This window comes from Leifsonia stereocauli (assembly GCF_038432415.1).
Classification (GTDB): domain Bacteria; phylum Actinomycetota; class Actinomycetes; order Actinomycetales; family Microbacteriaceae; genus Orlajensenia; species Orlajensenia stereocauli.
Genome location: NZ_JBCAUN010000001.1, coordinates 102,107 through 117,516, shown reverse-complemented (window position 1 = coordinate 117,516; position 15,410 = coordinate 102,107). Strand labels below are relative to the sequence as shown.

Annotated in this window: 18 protein-coding genes; 6 read left to right on the top strand and 12 right to left on the bottom strand. The window is 66.9% G+C overall.

Going from position 1 to position 15,410, the window contains the following annotated elements; all coding sequences use genetic code 11:
• Window positions 1–39 precede the first annotated feature (39 nt).
• From AADV74_RS00640 to AADV74_RS00620, 5 genes are read right to left on the bottom strand one after another with little or no spacing between them, the layout of a single operon-like run.
• Complete coding sequence (locus tag AADV74_RS00640) at window positions 40–1,014, bottom strand: fumarylacetoacetate hydrolase family protein (RefSeq protein ID WP_342110795.1); 975 nt, start codon at window positions 1,012–1,014, stop codon at window positions 40–42.
• Window positions 1,011–2,090 (bottom strand): amidohydrolase family protein, encoded by a 1,080-nt coding sequence (locus tag AADV74_RS00635; RefSeq protein WP_342110793.1) that lies wholly within the window; start codon window positions 2,088–2,090, stop codon window positions 1,011–1,013. Before AADV74_RS00635 ends, AADV74_RS00640 begins: the two co-directional genes overlap by 4 nt.
• A complete protein-coding gene (locus AADV74_RS00630) occupies window positions 2,087–3,220 on the bottom strand; it encodes an FAD-dependent monooxygenase (protein ID WP_342110791.1) in 1,134 nt (377 codons plus the stop codon). Before AADV74_RS00630 ends, AADV74_RS00635 begins: the two co-directional genes overlap by 4 nt.
• Before the next feature lie 41 nt (window positions 3,221–3,261).
• Window positions 3,262–4,269: a cyclase family protein gene (locus AADV74_RS00625; RefSeq protein WP_342110789.1), complete on the bottom strand. Its 1,008-nt coding sequence runs from the start codon at window positions 4,267–4,269 to the stop codon at window positions 3,262–3,264.
• The gene (locus AADV74_RS00620; protein WP_342110787.1) at window positions 4,266–5,291 is read right to left on the bottom strand and encodes a fumarylacetoacetate hydrolase family protein; all 1,026 of its coding nucleotides are present in this window, start codon (window positions 5,289–5,291) and stop codon (window positions 4,266–4,268) included. Before AADV74_RS00620 ends, AADV74_RS00625 begins: the two co-directional genes overlap by 4 nt.
• 258 nt (window positions 5,292–5,549) lie before the next feature.
• On the opposite strand from AADV74_RS00620, the gene AADV74_RS00615 reads away from it, so the two are divergent.
• Together AADV74_RS00615 and AADV74_RS00610 are read left to right on the top strand one after the other, a co-directional pair.
• Window positions 5,550–6,569 carry a VOC family protein gene (locus tag AADV74_RS00615; protein WP_342110785.1) on the top strand — a complete coding sequence of 340 codons (1,020 nt, stop codon included), beginning with the start codon at window positions 5,550–5,552 and terminating at the stop codon, window positions 6,567–6,569.
• Between the two features lie 90 nt (window positions 6,570–6,659).
• Window positions 6,660–7,226: a GrpB family protein gene (locus AADV74_RS00610; RefSeq protein WP_342110783.1), complete on the top strand. Its 567-nt coding sequence runs from the start codon at window positions 6,660–6,662 to the stop codon at window positions 7,224–7,226.
• Window positions 7,227–7,233: 7 nt separating this feature from the next.
• Here AADV74_RS00610 and AADV74_RS00605 read toward each other — a convergent pair whose 3' ends face one another.
• Window positions 7,234–7,644, bottom strand: a complete 411-nt coding sequence (locus tag AADV74_RS00605) for a hypothetical protein (RefSeq protein ID WP_342110782.1) — start codon at window positions 7,642–7,644, stop codon at window positions 7,234–7,236.
• Window positions 7,645–7,870: 226 nt separating this feature from the next.
• Between AADV74_RS00605 and AADV74_RS00600 the strand changes: the two genes are divergently transcribed.
• Both AADV74_RS00600 and arfB read left to right on the top strand, forming a co-directional pair.
• Window positions 7,871–8,242 carry a TetR family transcriptional regulator C-terminal domain-containing protein gene (locus tag AADV74_RS00600; RefSeq protein WP_342110781.1) on the top strand — a complete coding sequence of 124 codons (372 nt, stop codon included), beginning with the start codon at window positions 7,871–7,873 and terminating at the stop codon, window positions 8,240–8,242.
• Between the two features lie 105 nt (window positions 8,243–8,347).
• Entirely contained in the window at window positions 8,348–8,785 is a 438-nt protein-coding gene (arfB, locus tag AADV74_RS00595) for an alternative ribosome rescue aminoacyl-tRNA hydrolase ArfB (RefSeq protein ID WP_342110780.1), read from the top strand.
• Here the strand turns inward: arfB and AADV74_RS00590 are convergent.
• Together AADV74_RS00590 and AADV74_RS00585 are read right to left on the bottom strand one after the other, a co-directional pair.
• Window positions 8,776–9,474 carry a 4a-hydroxytetrahydrobiopterin dehydratase gene (locus AADV74_RS00590; RefSeq protein ID WP_342110779.1) on the bottom strand — a complete coding sequence of 233 codons (699 nt, stop codon included), beginning with the start codon at window positions 9,472–9,474 and terminating at the stop codon, window positions 8,776–8,778. The two genes, arfB and AADV74_RS00590, sit on opposite strands and share 10 nt — an antisense overlap.
• A 192-nt stretch (window positions 9,475–9,666) precedes the next feature.
• Entirely contained in the window at window positions 9,667–10,602 is a 936-nt protein-coding gene (locus AADV74_RS00585) for an NAD(P)/FAD-dependent oxidoreductase (protein ID WP_342110777.1), read from the bottom strand.
• Window positions 10,603–10,674: 72 nt separating this feature from the next.
• Between AADV74_RS00585 and AADV74_RS00580 the strand changes: the two genes are divergently transcribed.
• Window positions 10,675–11,235: a helix-turn-helix domain-containing protein gene (locus tag AADV74_RS00580; RefSeq protein WP_342110775.1), complete on the top strand. Its 561-nt coding sequence runs from the start codon at window positions 10,675–10,677 to the stop codon at window positions 11,233–11,235.
• Window positions 11,236–11,283: 48 nt separating this feature from the next.
• Here AADV74_RS00580 and AADV74_RS00575 read toward each other — a convergent pair whose 3' ends face one another.
• The 4 genes from AADV74_RS00575 to AADV74_RS00560 form a co-directional block, all read right to left on the bottom strand.
• Window positions 11,284–11,499 (bottom strand): hypothetical protein, encoded by a 216-nt coding sequence (locus AADV74_RS00575; protein ID WP_342110773.1) that lies wholly within the window; start codon window positions 11,497–11,499, stop codon window positions 11,284–11,286.
• An 89-nt stretch (window positions 11,500–11,588) separates the two neighbouring features.
• Window positions 11,589–13,556 (bottom strand): family 43 glycosylhydrolase, encoded by a 1,968-nt coding sequence (locus AADV74_RS00570; protein ID WP_342110771.1) that lies wholly within the window; start codon window positions 13,554–13,556, stop codon window positions 11,589–11,591.
• 310 nt (window positions 13,557–13,866) lie between these two features.
• On the bottom strand, window positions 13,867–14,136 hold the full coding sequence (locus AADV74_RS00565; protein ID WP_342110769.1) for a hypothetical protein: 270 nt from the start codon (window positions 14,134–14,136) through the stop codon (window positions 13,867–13,869).
• Window positions 14,137–14,188: 52 nt separating this feature from the next.
• Window positions 14,189–14,626 (bottom strand): Hsp20/alpha crystallin family protein, encoded by a 438-nt coding sequence (locus AADV74_RS00560; RefSeq protein ID WP_342110767.1) that lies wholly within the window; start codon window positions 14,624–14,626, stop codon window positions 14,189–14,191.
• Window positions 14,627–14,754: 128 nt separating this feature from the next.
• Between AADV74_RS00560 and AADV74_RS00555 the strand changes: the two genes are divergently transcribed.
• Window positions 14,755–15,042 (top strand): MerR family transcriptional regulator, encoded by a 288-nt coding sequence (locus AADV74_RS00555; RefSeq protein WP_342110765.1) that lies wholly within the window; start codon window positions 14,755–14,757, stop codon window positions 15,040–15,042.
• Window positions 15,043–15,410: the final 368 nt, after the last annotated feature.

The window sequence follows — 15,410 nt, the reverse complement described above, 5'->3', positions numbered from 1 at the left end:
CAGGGGCCGACCGGACGGGGTGCCGATCGGGGTCTGATGTCACGGTCGCTCGCGCAGGCGGGGCCGGATTCTGGCTGGTGGGATCGCGGGAACGGCTACGGCCGGCCCCACGACGTTCCGGATCTCGCCGATGCCCTCGACACGCATGACGACCTCGTCGCCCGTCGCGAGAGGAGGAGGCGAGAGCTCGCCGCGTCTGCCCCACAGCTCGGCGAGGCATCCGCCGTTTCCGGCGGTCCCGGAGCCGAGGACGTCTCCGGGCACGACGCGGCTGTTGCGGGAGGCGTATGCGACGAGTTCGGCGAACGGCCAGCCCATGTTCGAGAGCAGGTCGATCCCGACTCGGCCGCCGTTGACGGAGACGTCCATGGTGAGTGGCAGGAAGCCCTCGTCATCGTGCAGGGAGGCGAATTCATCGGCCGTCACGATCCAGGGACCGAGGGTGGTCCCGAAGTCCTTGCCCTTGCACGGGCCGAGACGCACCTTCATCTCCCGGCCCTGCACGTCGCGGGCCGACCAGTCGTTGAAGACGAGGTAGCCGAAGATGTGTTCCGCGGCATCCGCAGCTGTGAGGTTGGCGCCGTCACGGCCCGGAACACCGCCGATCACCGCACCGACCTCGAGCTCGAAGTCGAGGCGCTCGGTGACGGGCGGGCTGACCACGTCCTCCGTGGCGAGCACAGTGTGCGGGTTGGTGAAGTAGAAGGTCGGGTACTCGTGCCATTCCGGTACGACCTCGCTGACGCCGTCGATCGCTGCGGTGACACCTTCCACGTGCTCCTCGAAGGCCACGAAGTCCCGGATGCTCGCCGGCACCAGCGGAGCCAGGAGCGAGACATCGGCGAGGGGGATGCCCTCGACGGCGCAAGCGGATGCCCCGAGCTCGAGCGCAGCGGCCAACCCACCCGCGAGCACATCGGCCACGGTCACACGGTCGGGGAACGCGACGACGCGGTCATCGATCACGAATCCGTCAGAGACGACACCCTGCTGTACCCATCGTGCGATCCTCATCGCGAGATCCCAGCCGCTCTCCGGCGTCCGGCCGTCCGCGCCATTCCGGCGAGCGCCGGGAGGAGCTGGGCCGCGTTGCCCGACAGGACCGCCTGCTCGGCATCGTCGCTCAGATCAGCTGCCTGCACACGCTCCACCGGGTCGTCGACCCCCATGTCGAACGGGTGGTCGCTGCCGAGGAGCACGCGATCGTGGCCCACAGCGTCGACGAGGGCCCGAAGGACGGCCGGGTCGTGAACGAGCGAGTCGAACCAGAGCCGGCGCAGATAGCTCGACGGCTTCTCACGGCATCCGTGCGCCTCGGGGCGCACTGTCCAGGCGTGGTCGGAGCGACCGATGTACCCGGGCAGGTAGCCGCCGCCGTGGGAGGCGACGATGCGCAGCCCCGGGTGGCGGTCGAGCACGCCCGAGAAGATCAGGTGCGAGAGGGCGACGGCGTTCTCGGCCGGCTGCCCGACGGTGTTCGCCAGGTAGAACCTGTCGAGGCGTTCGTCGAGGGTGCAGCCGAACGGATGCAGGAACACCACAGCGTCGAGTTCTGCGGCGCGCTGCCAGAACGGCTCGAGTCGTTCGTCGGAGAGCTCGACGTCGCCGGCGCTCGATGAGATCTCGACGCCCGCGAGGCCGTGCCCGATCGCCCCCTCGAGTGCGGCGACGACGAGTTCCGGATGCTGCAGCGGGACGAGTCCGAGCCCGAGGAGGCGATCGGGGGCGCTCGCCACGAGTTCGGCGGTGAGCCTGTTCGCTTCGCGTGCGACCCAGGCGGCATCCGTCGGCGAAGCCCAGGGGTAGTAGTGCGACGGGGACGGCGAGACGAGCTGCACGTCGACGCCCTGCGTGTCCATGTCCTCCAGTCGAAGCGGCAGCTGGGTGAGGCGCGCGAACCGCTCGCGGATCATCGCTCCCGACGCTGCCAGGCTCTCGGCACCGTTGCGCCGAGCCTCGAGCTCGCCCGCTGCCGCGAATCCGGCCGGATCGCGCACCTGCATGGCGCCCTGCAGCTGCGGGAGGAGCACGTGGGCGTGCACATCGACGACTGGTGCATCCACAGCGCTCGTCCGGCTCGACTCGGTCATGCCGGCTCGCTCACGAGTGCACCGATGCGACCCATCAGGCCCGGGATATCGGCATCCCGTCTCTCCTCGATCAGCCAGGTGCCGAGTTGCACGGACGCCTCGACCACCTCGCGCGCTCGCGGGAGACGTCGCGCGTGGAAGGCGTCCCAGAGGTCCTGGTCGACGACGTCTGCCGCGAGCAGCAGCTCGGAGAGGACTGCCGCATCCTCCACGGCCTGAGCTGCGCCCTGCGCCAGGGTCGGCGGTCCGCTGTGGGCTGCCTCACCGATGATGACGACACGACCGCGGTTCCACGCGTCGGGAACGACGTGCTGGGTGAACCAGGTGTAGTTGACCCGCGACGCTGTGGAGAGGTCGGCGCGGAAGTCGTCCCACGGGCCGTGGTAGGCCATCGACAGGTCCCGCATGATCTCCACGGCCTGCTCGTCGGTGACGCCCGAGCGATCCTCCGCCTTCTCCACGAGGTAGGCGTACATCGTGTCCTCACCGGTCGGGCAGTACCCTGCGATGAAGCAGGGGCCGCCGTAGTAGAGCTCTGTGTGGGTGACGGATGCGGGCCGATTCACGAAAGCGCGCCAGATTCCCATGCCGGTTCGCTGCGGCCCGACGTCGATTCCGATGAGCTCACGCACGCGGGAGTGCAGTCCGTCGGCGCCGATCACGAGGTCGTATCGGCCGGTGGAGCCATCCGAGAGGGTCACGTCGACTCCGTCGTCGTCGCCGGCTATCGCCGCGACGGTCGTGCCGAAATGAACGGATGCCCCGACATCGGTCGCCCGGTCGACGAGGATGCGTGCCAGGTCGGGGCGATACATGCCGACCGTCGCCGGGAACTCCGGCCCTCCGGTGCGCTGATCGGGGATCTCAGCCAGGATCCGGGCTTCGGGTCCGGGGGTGCGGAGGCCGAGCACGTCGAACCCGAAGCCGGCCTCCTTCACCTGATCCCAGATGCCGAGCTGGTCGAAGACCCGCAGGGCGTTTCCCTGCAGGGTGATGCCCGAGCCGAGGGCCGAGATGTCGGGCTTCGCCTCGAAGACGTCGACGGCGACGCCTCCCTGTGCGAGGAGGATGGCCGCCGCCGTGCCGGCCGCGCCGCCCCCGACGATGGCCACGCGTGAAACTGCGCTCATGATGTTCTGTGCTTTCTGGTCTGGGCTGGGCTGAGCTGGATCTAGCGGAGGGCGATCGGGTTCACTGGAGAACCGACCGCTCCGGTGATGGGGATCGGGGGCGCGGCGAGCAGGAACTCGTAGGTCCCGGATGCGGCGCTGTCGTGCGCGAGAGCGTCGAGGTCCCACATCTCGCCGATGGTGAGCCCCATGTTCGGGATGACGACCTGGTGCAGTGGTTGGAAGGCGTCGTCGAACTCGTTCGGACGCACCTCGAACCCCCAGGTGTCGGTGGCGATGGCGGCGATCTCCGTGCGGTGCAGCCAGCCGGCCGTCGTGAAGGACAGCCCTGCAGATGGCCCACCGGCGTAGCCGTTCCATCCCTCTCGACGTGCCCGCGTGTATCGGCCTGTGCGCACGAGCACGATGTCACCGCGGCCGAGCCTGCTCGTCTCGCCCTGCGCGGCGATGCACGCCTCGATCTCCTGCGTCGTGATCGCGTAGCCGTCGGGCAGTTCGCCGTCGCCGACGGCGTTGCCCGGGCGGAGGAACCGCCCGAGGTCGAGAAGGACCCCTCGCCCCACGAGCGAGGCGGCCATGTGTTCGATTCCGGTCACGAGGTCGCCGTCGCTCGTCACGACGTCTCCGGCGCGGCGGCCGTTCCAGGCGAAGCCCCGGTCGAAGATGTGGCCGAGCCCGTCCCACTGCGTCGAGCACTGGAGCGGCATCGCGACCACGTCGTCCGCGCCGCCGATGCCGTGCGGGAAGCCCTGTTTGCCGGCTTCTGCGTCGGTTCCCGTGTCGAGCATCGTGTGCACGGGGTTCGTGCGCCGACGCCAGCCGAGTTGGGGACCGTTCATGTCGAACGGCTGGGACAGCGAGAAACTCACGCCCCGCCTCACCAGTGCGGCGGCTTCTGCCCGTTTGGCATCGTCGATGAAGTTGACGGTGCCGAGCACGTCGTCCTGCCCCCAGCGACCCCAGTTGCGGAACGCCTCCGCTGACGCGATGACTGCGGCAGTCGCGTCGGCGCGATCCAGCTGCCTCGGGTCTTCCGTCGGCGCGCTCATCGGTTCTCCTCCGAGACGCAGCGCACGGTCTGGGTGCCGAGGCCCTCGATGGTGGCGACCATCACGTCGCCATCGCGGAGGAGCCTGCCCCACTTGGCTCCGTTTCCCGCTGGACTGCCCGTGAGCAGCAGATCACCCGGCAGGAGCGGCATGGTCTGGGAGGCACCGGCGATCAACGCGGGGATGTCGAAGAGCAGGTCGCTCGTCGTCGCATCCTGCATGGTGTCCCCGTTCAGGTCGAGGCGGAGCCGCAGCGCTCCGGGATCGGCGACCGCCGACGCCGGGACCAGGAACGGCCCGACAGGGAGGAATCCGGGGGCGTTCTTGGCGCGATACCAGTCGGTGCCGATCTCCTTCATGTCCTGACGGAAGACCAGGTCGCGCGTCGTGATGTCGTTCGCGATGGTGAATCCGGCGACATGCGCCATCGCGTGCTCGCGGTCGACTTTGAAGGCGGGCTTCCCGATCACGACGGTCAGTTCCAGTTCCCAGTCGTGCTGGTCGCTGTAGGCGGGAAGCACGAGCTCGACGTCGTCACCGACCACGCACGCCGGGAGTCCGATGAAGAAGTACGGGACGCCCTCGCGAGCTCGGGTGTCCATCATCTCCGCCGCCCACTCACGCAGTTCCTCGACCGGACGGGGGTCGGTCTTCTGTCGGCCCGCCACCACGAGATCGATGACGTGGGTGCGGTAGTTGGCTCCGGTCTGCAGCACCTGCCGCGGTTGGACCGGAGCTGCCAGGGTGACGTCGGCGAGATCGAGCCAGCCGGCCCCGTCGACCTGCTCCTCGTCAGCCAGCAACGCGAGGCGGGACCAGGCCTCCGGGCCTTCCGCCAGGAAGGAGTTGAGGTCCGGCGCACCGAGTTCACTCTCGGTCAGCGGACGGATGCGCGATCCGACGACCAGCCCGAGCGTGGGCAGGCCGCCCGGTTCGACGGGGAGGCCGGGGCCGTTGAGGCCGTCGGCACTGAAGCGGGCGAGGGCGAAGGGGGCGGTCAGGCCTGTCGACGACGATGTCACGTGGATCTCCGATCACGGCGGCGCAACGTTGCGCCGTGAGGCCATCCAATCGGCGATGGATCCATCAGTGAAGCGCATATTACTGATGCGCTACATCACTCCCGTTGATGGTCGAGTGCTCTTACCCGTTGCAGCAACCATCAGTCAGGCTGATGACTTGCATCAGTGGATTCAGCTTCCCTGATGGCTTGCCGGTCGCGAAAGTTGAGGGGCAGACAGTCGACCGTCTGGCGACGTCCCTGAATCGAAGGATCAACGATGATCAAACTCCTCTCCCACCTCTCCCATGTGGAGATCACGACACCCGACGTCGCGGCATCCGTCGCCTTCTATGAAGAGCAGGTCGGGCTGCGTACGATCCACACGGAGGATGGAAAGCACTACCTTCGCGCCTGGGGCGACTACTACACCCACAGCCTCGTGATCTCGGAAGGCCCGGAGACGACCCTGGCCGTCATGGCCTGGCGCACCTCGAGCGATGACGCGCTCGACGAGGCAGTGCGGCGTATCGAGGCGGCGGGACATGCCGGATCCTGGACCGAGAAGAGCTTCGGCCACGGCCGCTCGTACACGTTCACGGGCCCGTACGGACACACCATGGAGCTCTACTGGGACGTCGAGAAGTACAAGGGCGAAGGCGAGTTCGCGTCGGCCTATCCCGACCGCCCCGAGCGCCGCAGCCGCCACGCGGTGGCACCCCGCCAGCTCGACCACGTGACCGTCGCGTCGAGCGACGTCAAGGGATTCGCGCAGTGGTACGGAGACGTGCTCGGCTTCAGGGCCATGGCGTTCACCGAACTCGACGAGGCGCCGCTCACGGTCTTCGGCGTCATCACGACCAACGAGAAGTCGCACGATCTCGGCATCGTCTATGACGGATCCAGCCGCGCGGGTCGCGTGAACCACTACGCGTACTGGGTCGACACTCGCGAGGAACTTCTGCAGGCAGCCGACGTTCTCATGGAGAACGGCACCGACATGGAGTACGGACCGTCGATCCACGGCATCGGGGAGCAGAGCTTCCTGTACTTCCGCGACCCGAGCGGCATGCGCGTCGAGGTGAACACCGGCGGCTACCGCAACTACGTGCCCGACTGGGAGCCCTACGACTGGAAGCCCTCGCAGGGGTCGAACAACTTCTACCGCAACGGATCGATGCCGATGTCGATGACTGAGTCGTTCCCGCCCGCAGACGGCCCGAGCGCGACCGAGGAGGGCGTGCACCCCGACACCCTCGCCGACATCATCAACCCGTATGCGAAGCAGGGCCGCGGGTAGCGCTCCGGCATGTGAAGGGCGGTGAGGGTGGCACCCTCACCGCCCTTCGCTTGTCTTCGTGGACCTCGGCCGCACTGCGAAGATGTTCCTGTGAGTTACAGCCGAATACCCCGCCGACCCGACGTCACGACACTCGAACTGGTGGGCGGCGCCGAGGCGCTCGCGATCGAGCTGCACAGCTACGACGACCAGTGGCCTGACATCTATCTCGATCACCGTCGGCGGATCACGGATGCCCTCGCGGGTTCAGACGTCGAGATCGAGCACATCGGTTCCACGGCGGTTCCCGGGCTGGCCGCGAAGCCCATCATCGACATCGTCGTCGCGGTCGACGACATCACCGCCGAGGAGGACTACCTCGATGGGCTCCTGGCCGCCGGTTACGAACTGCGGGTACGCGAACCGCGGCATCGTCTCGTGCGCACCCCGGCACGCGACGTGCACGTGCACCTGTACGAACGACACGATCCGGCCATCGACGAGTATCTCCTCCTCCGCGATCACCTGCGTTCAGACGCGAACGACCGGGCCCTCTACGAGAGCACCAAGAGAAGCCTGCTCAGCGAGCGGTGGGACGACATGAACGACTACGCCGACGCCAAGACCGACGTCATCCTCGCGATCAAGGCTCGCGCCAGGGCAGCTCGCGAACAGTGATGCCGATTCAGGCGACGGATGCTCCGATGCAGACTCCGAGCGTGCAGAAGTAGACCACTCCGGCGAAGAGAGCGTGGAACGCGACGCTCCTCGGCATCTCCCCCGCGAACACCGCCGCGATCGCCGCGCCGTAGCTGCGCCAGAAGCCCCTCGACGAATTGTTCATGCGCTGCCACCGCTCGACCAGCATCGAGTCGCCGACGGCATTTCCCACGGTCATGGCCGCGAATGCCGTCCAAGCGGACCAGACGGAACCCTGAAGCAGGAACAGAATCCAGAACGCCACGGTGAGGAGGCCGGCCGACACGTGGGTCAGCACCACGCGGCCTCCCGGCCGTGTGCCGCGCATCCACCCGGCAAGGAGCAGAACTCCGGCGGCCGCCTGGATGGCCATGAGTACGAGGACGACGTACGACATGACACCGACGATACTACTAACGTAGTGAAAACACTACGGATATAGTGCTCAGGTGATCATGACGAATCGTGAACGCGCTCTGAAAGCCGCGATCTCACTGTTGGCGACCGGGGGTGTCCGAGCGCTCACCCACCGCCGGGTCGACGTTCGCGCGGGGTTGCCCGACGGATCAACGTCGAACTACTTCCGAACCCGGTCCGCACTCTTCCAAGGTGTCACCGGGTACATGGTGACGGTCGAGCTTCCCGTCGTCGCAAGCAGAACGAGCCCGGCATCCGCCCAGGAATTCATTGACGGCCTCGTCGACCTGTATGGATTTCTGACGGGATCGAACCGGGAGATGACGGCCGCGCGCCTCGCGCTGTTCGTCGAGGCAAGTCATGACGATGAGCTGCGGGCATTACTGGCCGAAGGTCGAAGCCGGCTCCTCACCACGTTGCGTTCTCAGTTCGTCGCCCTCGGAGCGCCCGATCCCGATCTCGCCACCCAATTACTCGCGGTCTGCTTCGAGGGACTCTTCCTGCACGACATCGCGGGTCACGACGACATCGACGCCCGCTCGGTCCTGGATGCGATCGTCAGGGCATCCCTGCGGTAGTAGTGCAGACCGATCACGCATCCGGCGTGGGTACGGCCCTCCTGAACCCTGTTGCCTTCACTCACGAGTCGGCGACACCGTGGGTCGCGGGAGGATGATGGACGCATGCCCGCTGCCCACCGTCCCGGCCTTCAGGTCGACTCGGGTCTCACGATCCCCGAGTCAGAGCTGACTTGGCGGTTCTCCCGGTCGTCCGGTCCGGGCGGGCAAGGCGTGAACACCGCCGACTCCCGAGCGGAACTCGTCTGGGATGTTGCAGGCTCGGCCACCCTGTCTCCGCTCCAACGAGAACGACTCCTCGAGCGGCTGGGCAATCGCGTCGTCGATGGCGTTCTGACGATCAGCGCATCCGAACACCGTGAGCAATTGCGCAACAGGAATGCAGCGCGCGCTCGGCTGGCCGCCGTCGTGGCTGACGCTCTTCGGCCGCCGTCACCAACGCGACGACCGACGAAACCGAGTCGTGGCTCCAAGGAGAGACGCCTGACAGCGAAGAAGCGACGCACCGACGTCAAACGGATGCGTCGCCCACCTCAGGACTGACCGCTGGCTACGCAGATGACGCCCGTGTTGCCGTCCTGGTCGGCGATGACTGTGAGCGAGGGCGCGTCGCTGTCATCGACCACGGTCCCGCCGGCCGCGACGGCAGCGGCGATGCGCTGCTGGGCCACCTCGACCGCAACATAGACCTCGAGGTGGAATCGCTGGCCCGACGTCTCGGTCTCATCGGCGTCACCGAACCAGAGGTTCGGCACGCGCCCCGTGGCGTCCCGGATCTCGTCGCTGGGAGACCCGTGGCCCTGGGCCTCGGCGTTCCCGGTGAGCAGCGCCGCCCACACCGGAGCGATCGTCGCGGAGCGCCCCGTGTCGAGGCCGAGTTCGATGACGCTGACCGAAGTCGGGTCGGGGTCGAGCTTGTGTTCGGCGGCGATCTCGGTGATCCGTCGCGCGAGGTCGACGTCCTGCTGGGTCACCCACTCGACGACGTATTCGGTGCCGTCGTCGTCGCGGTAGACGGCGTCGGCGCTGACCAGCTTCAGGTCGACGTACCCATCGCCGATCGCCGCGCTCGGATGGTGTCCGAACTCGTCGCCGGCCTCCCCCACCGCGGCGACGAATCGTGCGCCGGTGCCGAAGTCGTCAACCAGGTAGCGGGCATGCAGCCCCTGAGCCAACTTTCGCCATTCAGTCAACCTGGCCTCAGCGATCTTCTCGCCCGTCAGCATGTCCATTTTCGGAGAACCTCCCTGCTCATCAGCACCAGAGCTCGAGCACGCCTTGTGCACGTGGTCCGTCGTGCGCCACCTAGTCAATCCGATACAGAACGCGCCTTCAAGGGACCAGTATCGGCGGCGGATACCGGTCGGTCGATCGTGACGGGCGTCGAGTAGGCGTTCAGGGGCATGGCTCACTCCTCCTGCCAGTCAGTGAGAACTACTGCGAGCATTCCTGATGTCGTCGTGGACCAGGTCCGAGTTCAATGCGCCTCCCACCAGGGCTCCGAGCCCCAGCGAGACCGGAACATTCGCCCGCACGTTCACAACGTTTCCGACCGCCCACACACCGGGGACGGTCGTGCGCCCGTCCTCGTCGATGTCGACCCACGACCCGAGTGGACCGTCTGTCGTCGCCGCTCCCAGGGAGCGCAAGAGGGCGTCGCGTGGCCGGGGAGTCGGCCCGGTGAAGACCACCCCCACAGCGATGACGCGCCCGTCGACCTCCACCCCGGTGACTTCGTCGTCGTCGATTCGGAGCCCGGTGACCGCACCCCGTGCCATCCTTATCCCCCGCCGTGCGAGCGCATCCGAGGCTTCTGCGCTGGGATCTCCGGCCGCGTGGGGGAAGTAGACGATTCGCTCCGACCACTGCCGCAGCAGCTGGGCCTGTTCGACGCTGTGCGGCGAGGTCGCGATGACGCCGATGACGTCGTCCTTGTGCTCCCAGCCGTCGCAATAGGGGCACACGACAACGCCCCGACCCCACTGATCGCGCATCCCGGGAATGTCGGGCAGTTCGTCAGTCAATCCCGTCGCGATCAGGAGCCGCCTTCCGCTGATGGTTCCATTCCGGGTATCGACGTCGACGCCGGTCGCGTTAGCGCGGGCTGCTGATATCTCGTCGTGACAGAGCTGCACCCCGTACCGCGACACCTCGGCTCGTCCGAGTTCGAGGAATTGAAGCGGGGCGAGCCCGTCGTGCCCCAGGACCCCGTGCATGTGGGCGGCCCCCATGTTCCGCGGGGTACCGGCGTCGACCACGATCACGCGCCGACGCGCGCGACCCAGAGAGAGGGCCGCACTGAGACCAGCTGGCCCGCCTCCGACGATGATGACGTCGGCATCTTCGACTCTCTGGCTCATGTCCCCATCGTGATGGGAGAATCCACGTGCGCGCCGTCCTTTTGCTGAAACGACAACCTTGGAGGAGACGTGGTGGGTCCTGATCCTGCCCGAGTAGGCGACCGCCTGCGCGCGATCCGGGAATCGCGCGGGCTGACACTTCGCGACGTCGAAGAGGTGAGCGGCATATCGATCAGCACCCTGTCCCGGCTGGAGGCAGGCACGCGCAGAGCCCAACTCGACCTGCTCATGCCCCTCGCGCAGCTGTACCGGCTGACGCTCGACGACCTCGTCGGGGCGCCGGCGATGGGTGACGCACGCATCCATCCGCGACCACGGGTGAGCAACGGCGTCGTGACCGTGCCATTGTCGGGAGGGACGGGTTCGTGGGAGGCGTTCAAGCAGGTGCATCCGCCGGCGCCGGACAAGGCGATCCGACAGTGGGTGCACCCTGGCTGGGACTGGCTCTATGTGATCTCCGGGCGATTGAAACTGCTCCTCGCCGACGACGAACTGATCCTCGAGCCGGGTGAAGCAGCCGAGTTCGACACCCATGTGCCGCACGGATTCGGTAATCCGGGCCTGGCGGTTCTCGAAGTGCTCTGCCTGTTCAACCCGGATGGCGCGCGGCTGCACACCCGCGCCAGTGCATGACTGGTACGGATGGGATGCGACGTGCTTGCCGCGTCGGGCCCGTGATCCTCAGAGAGCGCTGAGCTCGTCTCGCAACCGCTGCTTGGTGGCGGCGTCGACCCTTCCTCCTGCGGCGCCCAGCGCTGCGTCAAGGCTCATCCCCCGGGCCAGACCGATCATCGGGTTGGATGACACTCCCGGCGCGATGCGCTCGAGGACCGCAACCGCATCCGGATCATCCAGCAGGGTCCCCACCTTCACGGTGGAGATGTCGTATCTGCTCATGATGCTCCTCAATCTCAGTTCTCATCGTGGCACGTCGCCTGTCCTGCATCCTGCCCTCGCGTCACGTCAGGGTCGCACTGACGCCCGTCTCAGCCGCGTCTGCGCTCCTTGACGGTCGAGACTCGCACATAGTCGAACTCGGCTGTGAGGTTCGCGGCAGGGTCCGGCAGCCCGTAGGCGACCAAGGCGATGCGCATGTCGTCACCGAGAGAGTGGGTCCATGTGGCGCCCTTCACCCACGCGTGCCCGTCACGGCTCGTGTAGGCGGTGAAGCCGTGAGTGTCCTCGCCGGCGTCCCGGCGCTCGGCGCCCGTGAGTTTCTGCACGACGAGCCGGAGATGGGTCCAGTCGTCCCCGGGCGGGCCGACGACAGTGTTGCCGTAACGAGCCCAGCCCTCCGGTGCTGTGCTGATCTCCTTCGCGAACTCGGTCTGCCGGGTGTTCCAGATCGAGCTCTCCGTGAGCTTCACGTAGTCGTCGTCGCTCCCATAGGCGAGGATGCCCGCTTGCGCGTAGTTGAAGCAGCATCCCGCCGGCACATCCACGCGCAGTCTGGTGTCGATCACGAAGTCACCTCTTGGGGCATCGCGAACGAGGACCGCCGCGCTGTTCGCGTCGACGTAGAGGTCACCGGCCTGAATCGGAATCCGCAGCACCCCATCGGCCGAAGTCGCCTTCGGAGCGATGTCCTCGCGCTGCCAGGCCCACGCGCTGCCGATCGTGGTGCCGTTGAACTCGTCGGAGTATCGAGGAAGGGATCGCTTCGGCTCCTGCGTCACGTCCGGGCGATAGCGATGCCGAGACACCTGACCCGGCTGCGCAGCCGGGGCCGCCTCACGGTCATTCGAGGCGCCGGCTCCGCCATTCACCGTGGGCCATCCGTCGACCCAGTCGATCGCGTCGAGCAGGGCAGGGCGCTTGGTGAATCCGGTCTGGAAGGCGAAGAAGGGATCCTGCTGGTCGACCGCGTGATAGACCGTCCACCAGTCGCCGTGCGCATCCTGGAACACGGTGTTGTGACCGGTTCCGACCCAGCGATTGCCGTTCATGGTGAGGAAGGGAGTGCCGCCAGTGTTCTCTGCCGTGAGCGAAACCCCCTCGCGGTCGACGTATGGTCCGAGCGGATCCGTCGAGCGGCCGACGAAGACGCTGTATCCCGTCAGCGCACCGTTGCAGCAGTTGGTCGCTGACGCGAACAGGTAGTAGTAGCCGTCTTTCTGAACGACGTTGGCACCCTCGTACTTGTTGTCGATCGCGACGAGAGTGGCTGCGTCCGTGTCGGCCATGGCCCCGTCCGCCGTGAGGCTGAGGGCGGCGCCCGAGATGCCGCCGTAATAGCTGCCGTAATAGAGGATGCCCGAATCGGCGATGGTGTCACCGAGCACGTCGGGGTCGTAGGTCCACAGGAAGGCGCATCCGGTACCGCCCGGCCGCGGCGCGACGACGGGCGTGTCAGAGAAGGTCCACGGGCCGGTCGGGTCGGGGCTCGTCGCGACGCCGATAGCGCTGTCGCTGTCGCATCCCTCGACACCACTCACCGCGCTCGCGGTGTTCGTGACGACCACGAACATGTAGTACTGGTCGAAGGTGCTCGAATAGATGACCTCCGGCGCCCAGAGCGCCGCACCGGGTTCAGCCCAACTGGGGGCGGCGTCGAACGAGTCCCCGACGTACGTCCAGTCCACGAGATTCTGCGAGGTCATCACGGGAACTCGGTGGAACACCGGGTCGCCGTGCGTATCGACGTCTTCATCGTTCAACGGATCCGTGGTGCAGTAGAGGTACCACGACGAATCGCCCGCACGCTGCCCGCGCAGCACGGTCGGGTCGGCGCAGCTCTCGACGACGCCGTCGCCCGGCACCTGGGGAGCGAGCGGGTTCGTGTACACGCCTGGATCGCTCCCGCGCCGGTCGGAGCCAGCCGTTGCATGAGCGGATGCGGTGCTGTCGGTCGCGCCGTCGGTCGCCGCGGTCGCGGCGCTGACAGGCGTGCCCATCGCGAGCAATGACGCCAGCGCGAACAGGACGGTCACATGTATGCCACGGGACTTCTTCATCGAGCGACTCCTCGCTTCACGGGTCGCCACGATTTCATCGATGGATGTCGTCGGCGACCTCGTGTTCACGGTAATCCCGTATCAATTCGCGCGGAATGGGCTTGCGTTAGCTCAACCGCGCGCGTAGTGCGAGCACGTCGAAGGCCCCGCGGGAGGTGGCGGTGCGTCACCCTTACATGCGGTCGGGAGGGTCATCGGTCGCCCGTGTGCACCTCGCCGAGACCTCTCCACGAAGTCGGCTTGGTCCCTGCACGTGTTGACTCCATCGTGCCCGGAGTCCGCCTGCGGGACTCCGGGCACCTCGTCGTGATCACGGGATCGGGGGTGATCGCACCCGAATCCCGGCAGAGTTGGAGACACGAGAACTTCGCCACTCGCCGTCCCGTTGCGAGAGACCGCGGCCGGTCCACGCCTGCGACGGCCCGAGTGCACGCGGCGACATCGCGACTGCTGCGCCGTCGACGATGCCGCAGGCGCGCATGATCGCCTCGAATTCGGCGTCCAGCCACTCCCTTTCCTCCAGCAGGAGCCACAGCGCCTCGTCGTCCAGCTCGGTCGAGTCGCGCGCGTCGAGCTCCACCAGGTCTCGCATGCTTCACACCTCCTTCATGCCTCGTCGAGGTGGCCGACGATCAGGACACGATGCTCTTGGCTCCCTCTCGTCGTGAGTCCTCGCGTCGGGTGATGCTGATCTTGCGGGGCTTCGCCTGTTCGGCGATCGGGATACGCAGGCGGAGGACTCCGGCCTGGTAATCCGCGTCGACCTTGCCCGTGTCGAGCGCGTCGCCGAGCACCAGCTGCCGGCTGAACACGCCCCAGGAGCGCTCTGCGGCCACGGCGTTGGCGGCGTCGGGCATGTGGCTGAAGCGCTCAGCACGGATGGTGAGCACGTTGCGCTCGACATCGATGTCCAACTTGTCCTGGTCGATTCCGGGCAGATCGAGCTCGACAACGAAGTCATCACCATCGCGCCAGGCGTCGAGCGGCATGCTGGTCGGACGGGCGGAAGTTCCGAATACCTGCTGGGTGAGCCGGTCGAGCTCTCGGAACGGGTCGTGCTGCAACAGCATTTCTTGATCTCCTCCATTTCACTTGTCAGGTGCCCTCTCGACACATCTGTGTCGATCGATATAGATTTTATAACTCCACGACGTGAGGTTGCGCAAGTGTGTTTTCAGATGATTTTCAAGGCGGCACGATGACCGACCCGGCACCCAGCACTCTCGGCGTCTATGGGATCACCGTCGCGGCAGAGCTCGCGGGCCTCGGTGAACAGACCCTGCGCCTCTACGAGCGGAGGGGGCTCCTCACCCCGGACCGGACCAGCGGCGGTACCCGGCGATACAGCGACAGCGACATCGCAGTCCTGCTCCGGGTCGCCGAACTCCTGGCTGAGGGACACAACCTCGTCGGCGCACGCCGCGTCATCGAACTCGAAGCCATCAACAGCGACCTGCGCATCCGCATCGCCGAACTGACCGCGTGAAACCACCCACCGACAGACCCCACGTGCGGCAAGCCGCCATCGCCGTCCGGGGGTTCTCCGGAAATGAAGTCCGGTCTGCCCCAGTACGGCGCGGACCGGTAGACCGGATGCTGAGAAGCCACCAGCCAGCGCACACGAAGGAGTCATTGGCCTCACCGTGATTGGAAGGCACCGGGAACGCATCCGCCGCCACCGGGAGGTCCTTCGAAACCCCAGTCGCCATGCACTTCCTCGTCCGTGACGGCAGGATCTCCCGGATGCACCTGTACGAGGACTCGTGGACCGTGAGCAACGCGTTCATGTGAGACGACGGCGCCGCCTCCGGCGACAGCCAACACAAGCGGGCAGCGCCGACCAGCGGCCGGTGA

Coding starts and splice junctions, on each gene's coding strand:
- AADV74_RS00605 (WP_342110782.1), bottom strand. CDS start 7,644: ATGTCGTACGTCGTCCTCGTACTCATGGCCATCCAGGCGGCCGCCGGA.
- AADV74_RS00630 (WP_342110791.1), bottom strand. CDS start 3,220: ATGAGCGCAGTTTCACGCGTGGCCATCGTCGGGGGCGGCGCGGCCGGC.
- AADV74_RS00590 (WP_342110779.1), bottom strand. CDS start 9,474: ATGGACATGCTGACGGGCGAGAAGATCGCTGAGGCCAGGTTGACTGAA.
- AADV74_RS00560 (WP_342110767.1), bottom strand. CDS start 14,626: ATGCTGTTGCAGCACGACCCGTTCCGAGAGCTCGACCGGCTCACCCAG.
- AADV74_RS00575 (WP_342110773.1), bottom strand. CDS start 11,499: ATGAGCAGATACGACATCTCCACCGTGAAGGTGGGGACCCTGCTGGAT.
- AADV74_RS00555 (WP_342110765.1), top strand. CDS start 14,755: ATGACCGACCCGGCACCCAGCACTCTCGGCGTCTATGGGATCACCGTC.
- arfB (WP_342110780.1), top strand. CDS start 8,348: ATGCCCGCTGCCCACCGTCCCGGCCTTCAGGTCGACTCGGGTCTCACG.
- AADV74_RS00615 (WP_342110785.1), top strand. CDS start 5,550: ATGATCAAACTCCTCTCCCACCTCTCCCATGTGGAGATCACGACACCC.
- AADV74_RS00600 (WP_342110781.1), top strand. CDS start 7,871: ATGGTGACGGTCGAGCTTCCCGTCGTCGCAAGCAGAACGAGCCCGGCA.
- AADV74_RS00635 (WP_342110793.1), bottom strand. CDS start 2,090: ATGACCGAGTCGAGCCGGACGAGCGCTGTGGATGCACCAGTCGTCGAT.
- AADV74_RS00640 (WP_342110795.1), bottom strand. CDS start 1,014: ATGAGGATCGCACGATGGGTACAGCAGGGTGTCGTCTCTGACGGATTC.
- AADV74_RS00585 (WP_342110777.1), bottom strand. CDS start 10,602: ATGAGCCAGAGAGTCGAAGATGCCGACGTCATCATCGTCGGAGGCGGG.
- AADV74_RS00570 (WP_342110771.1), bottom strand. CDS start 13,556: ATGAAGAAGTCCCGTGGCATACATGTGACCGTCCTGTTCGCGCTGGCG.
- AADV74_RS00625 (WP_342110789.1), bottom strand. CDS start 4,269: ATGAGCGCGCCGACGGAAGACCCGAGGCAGCTGGATCGCGCCGACGCG.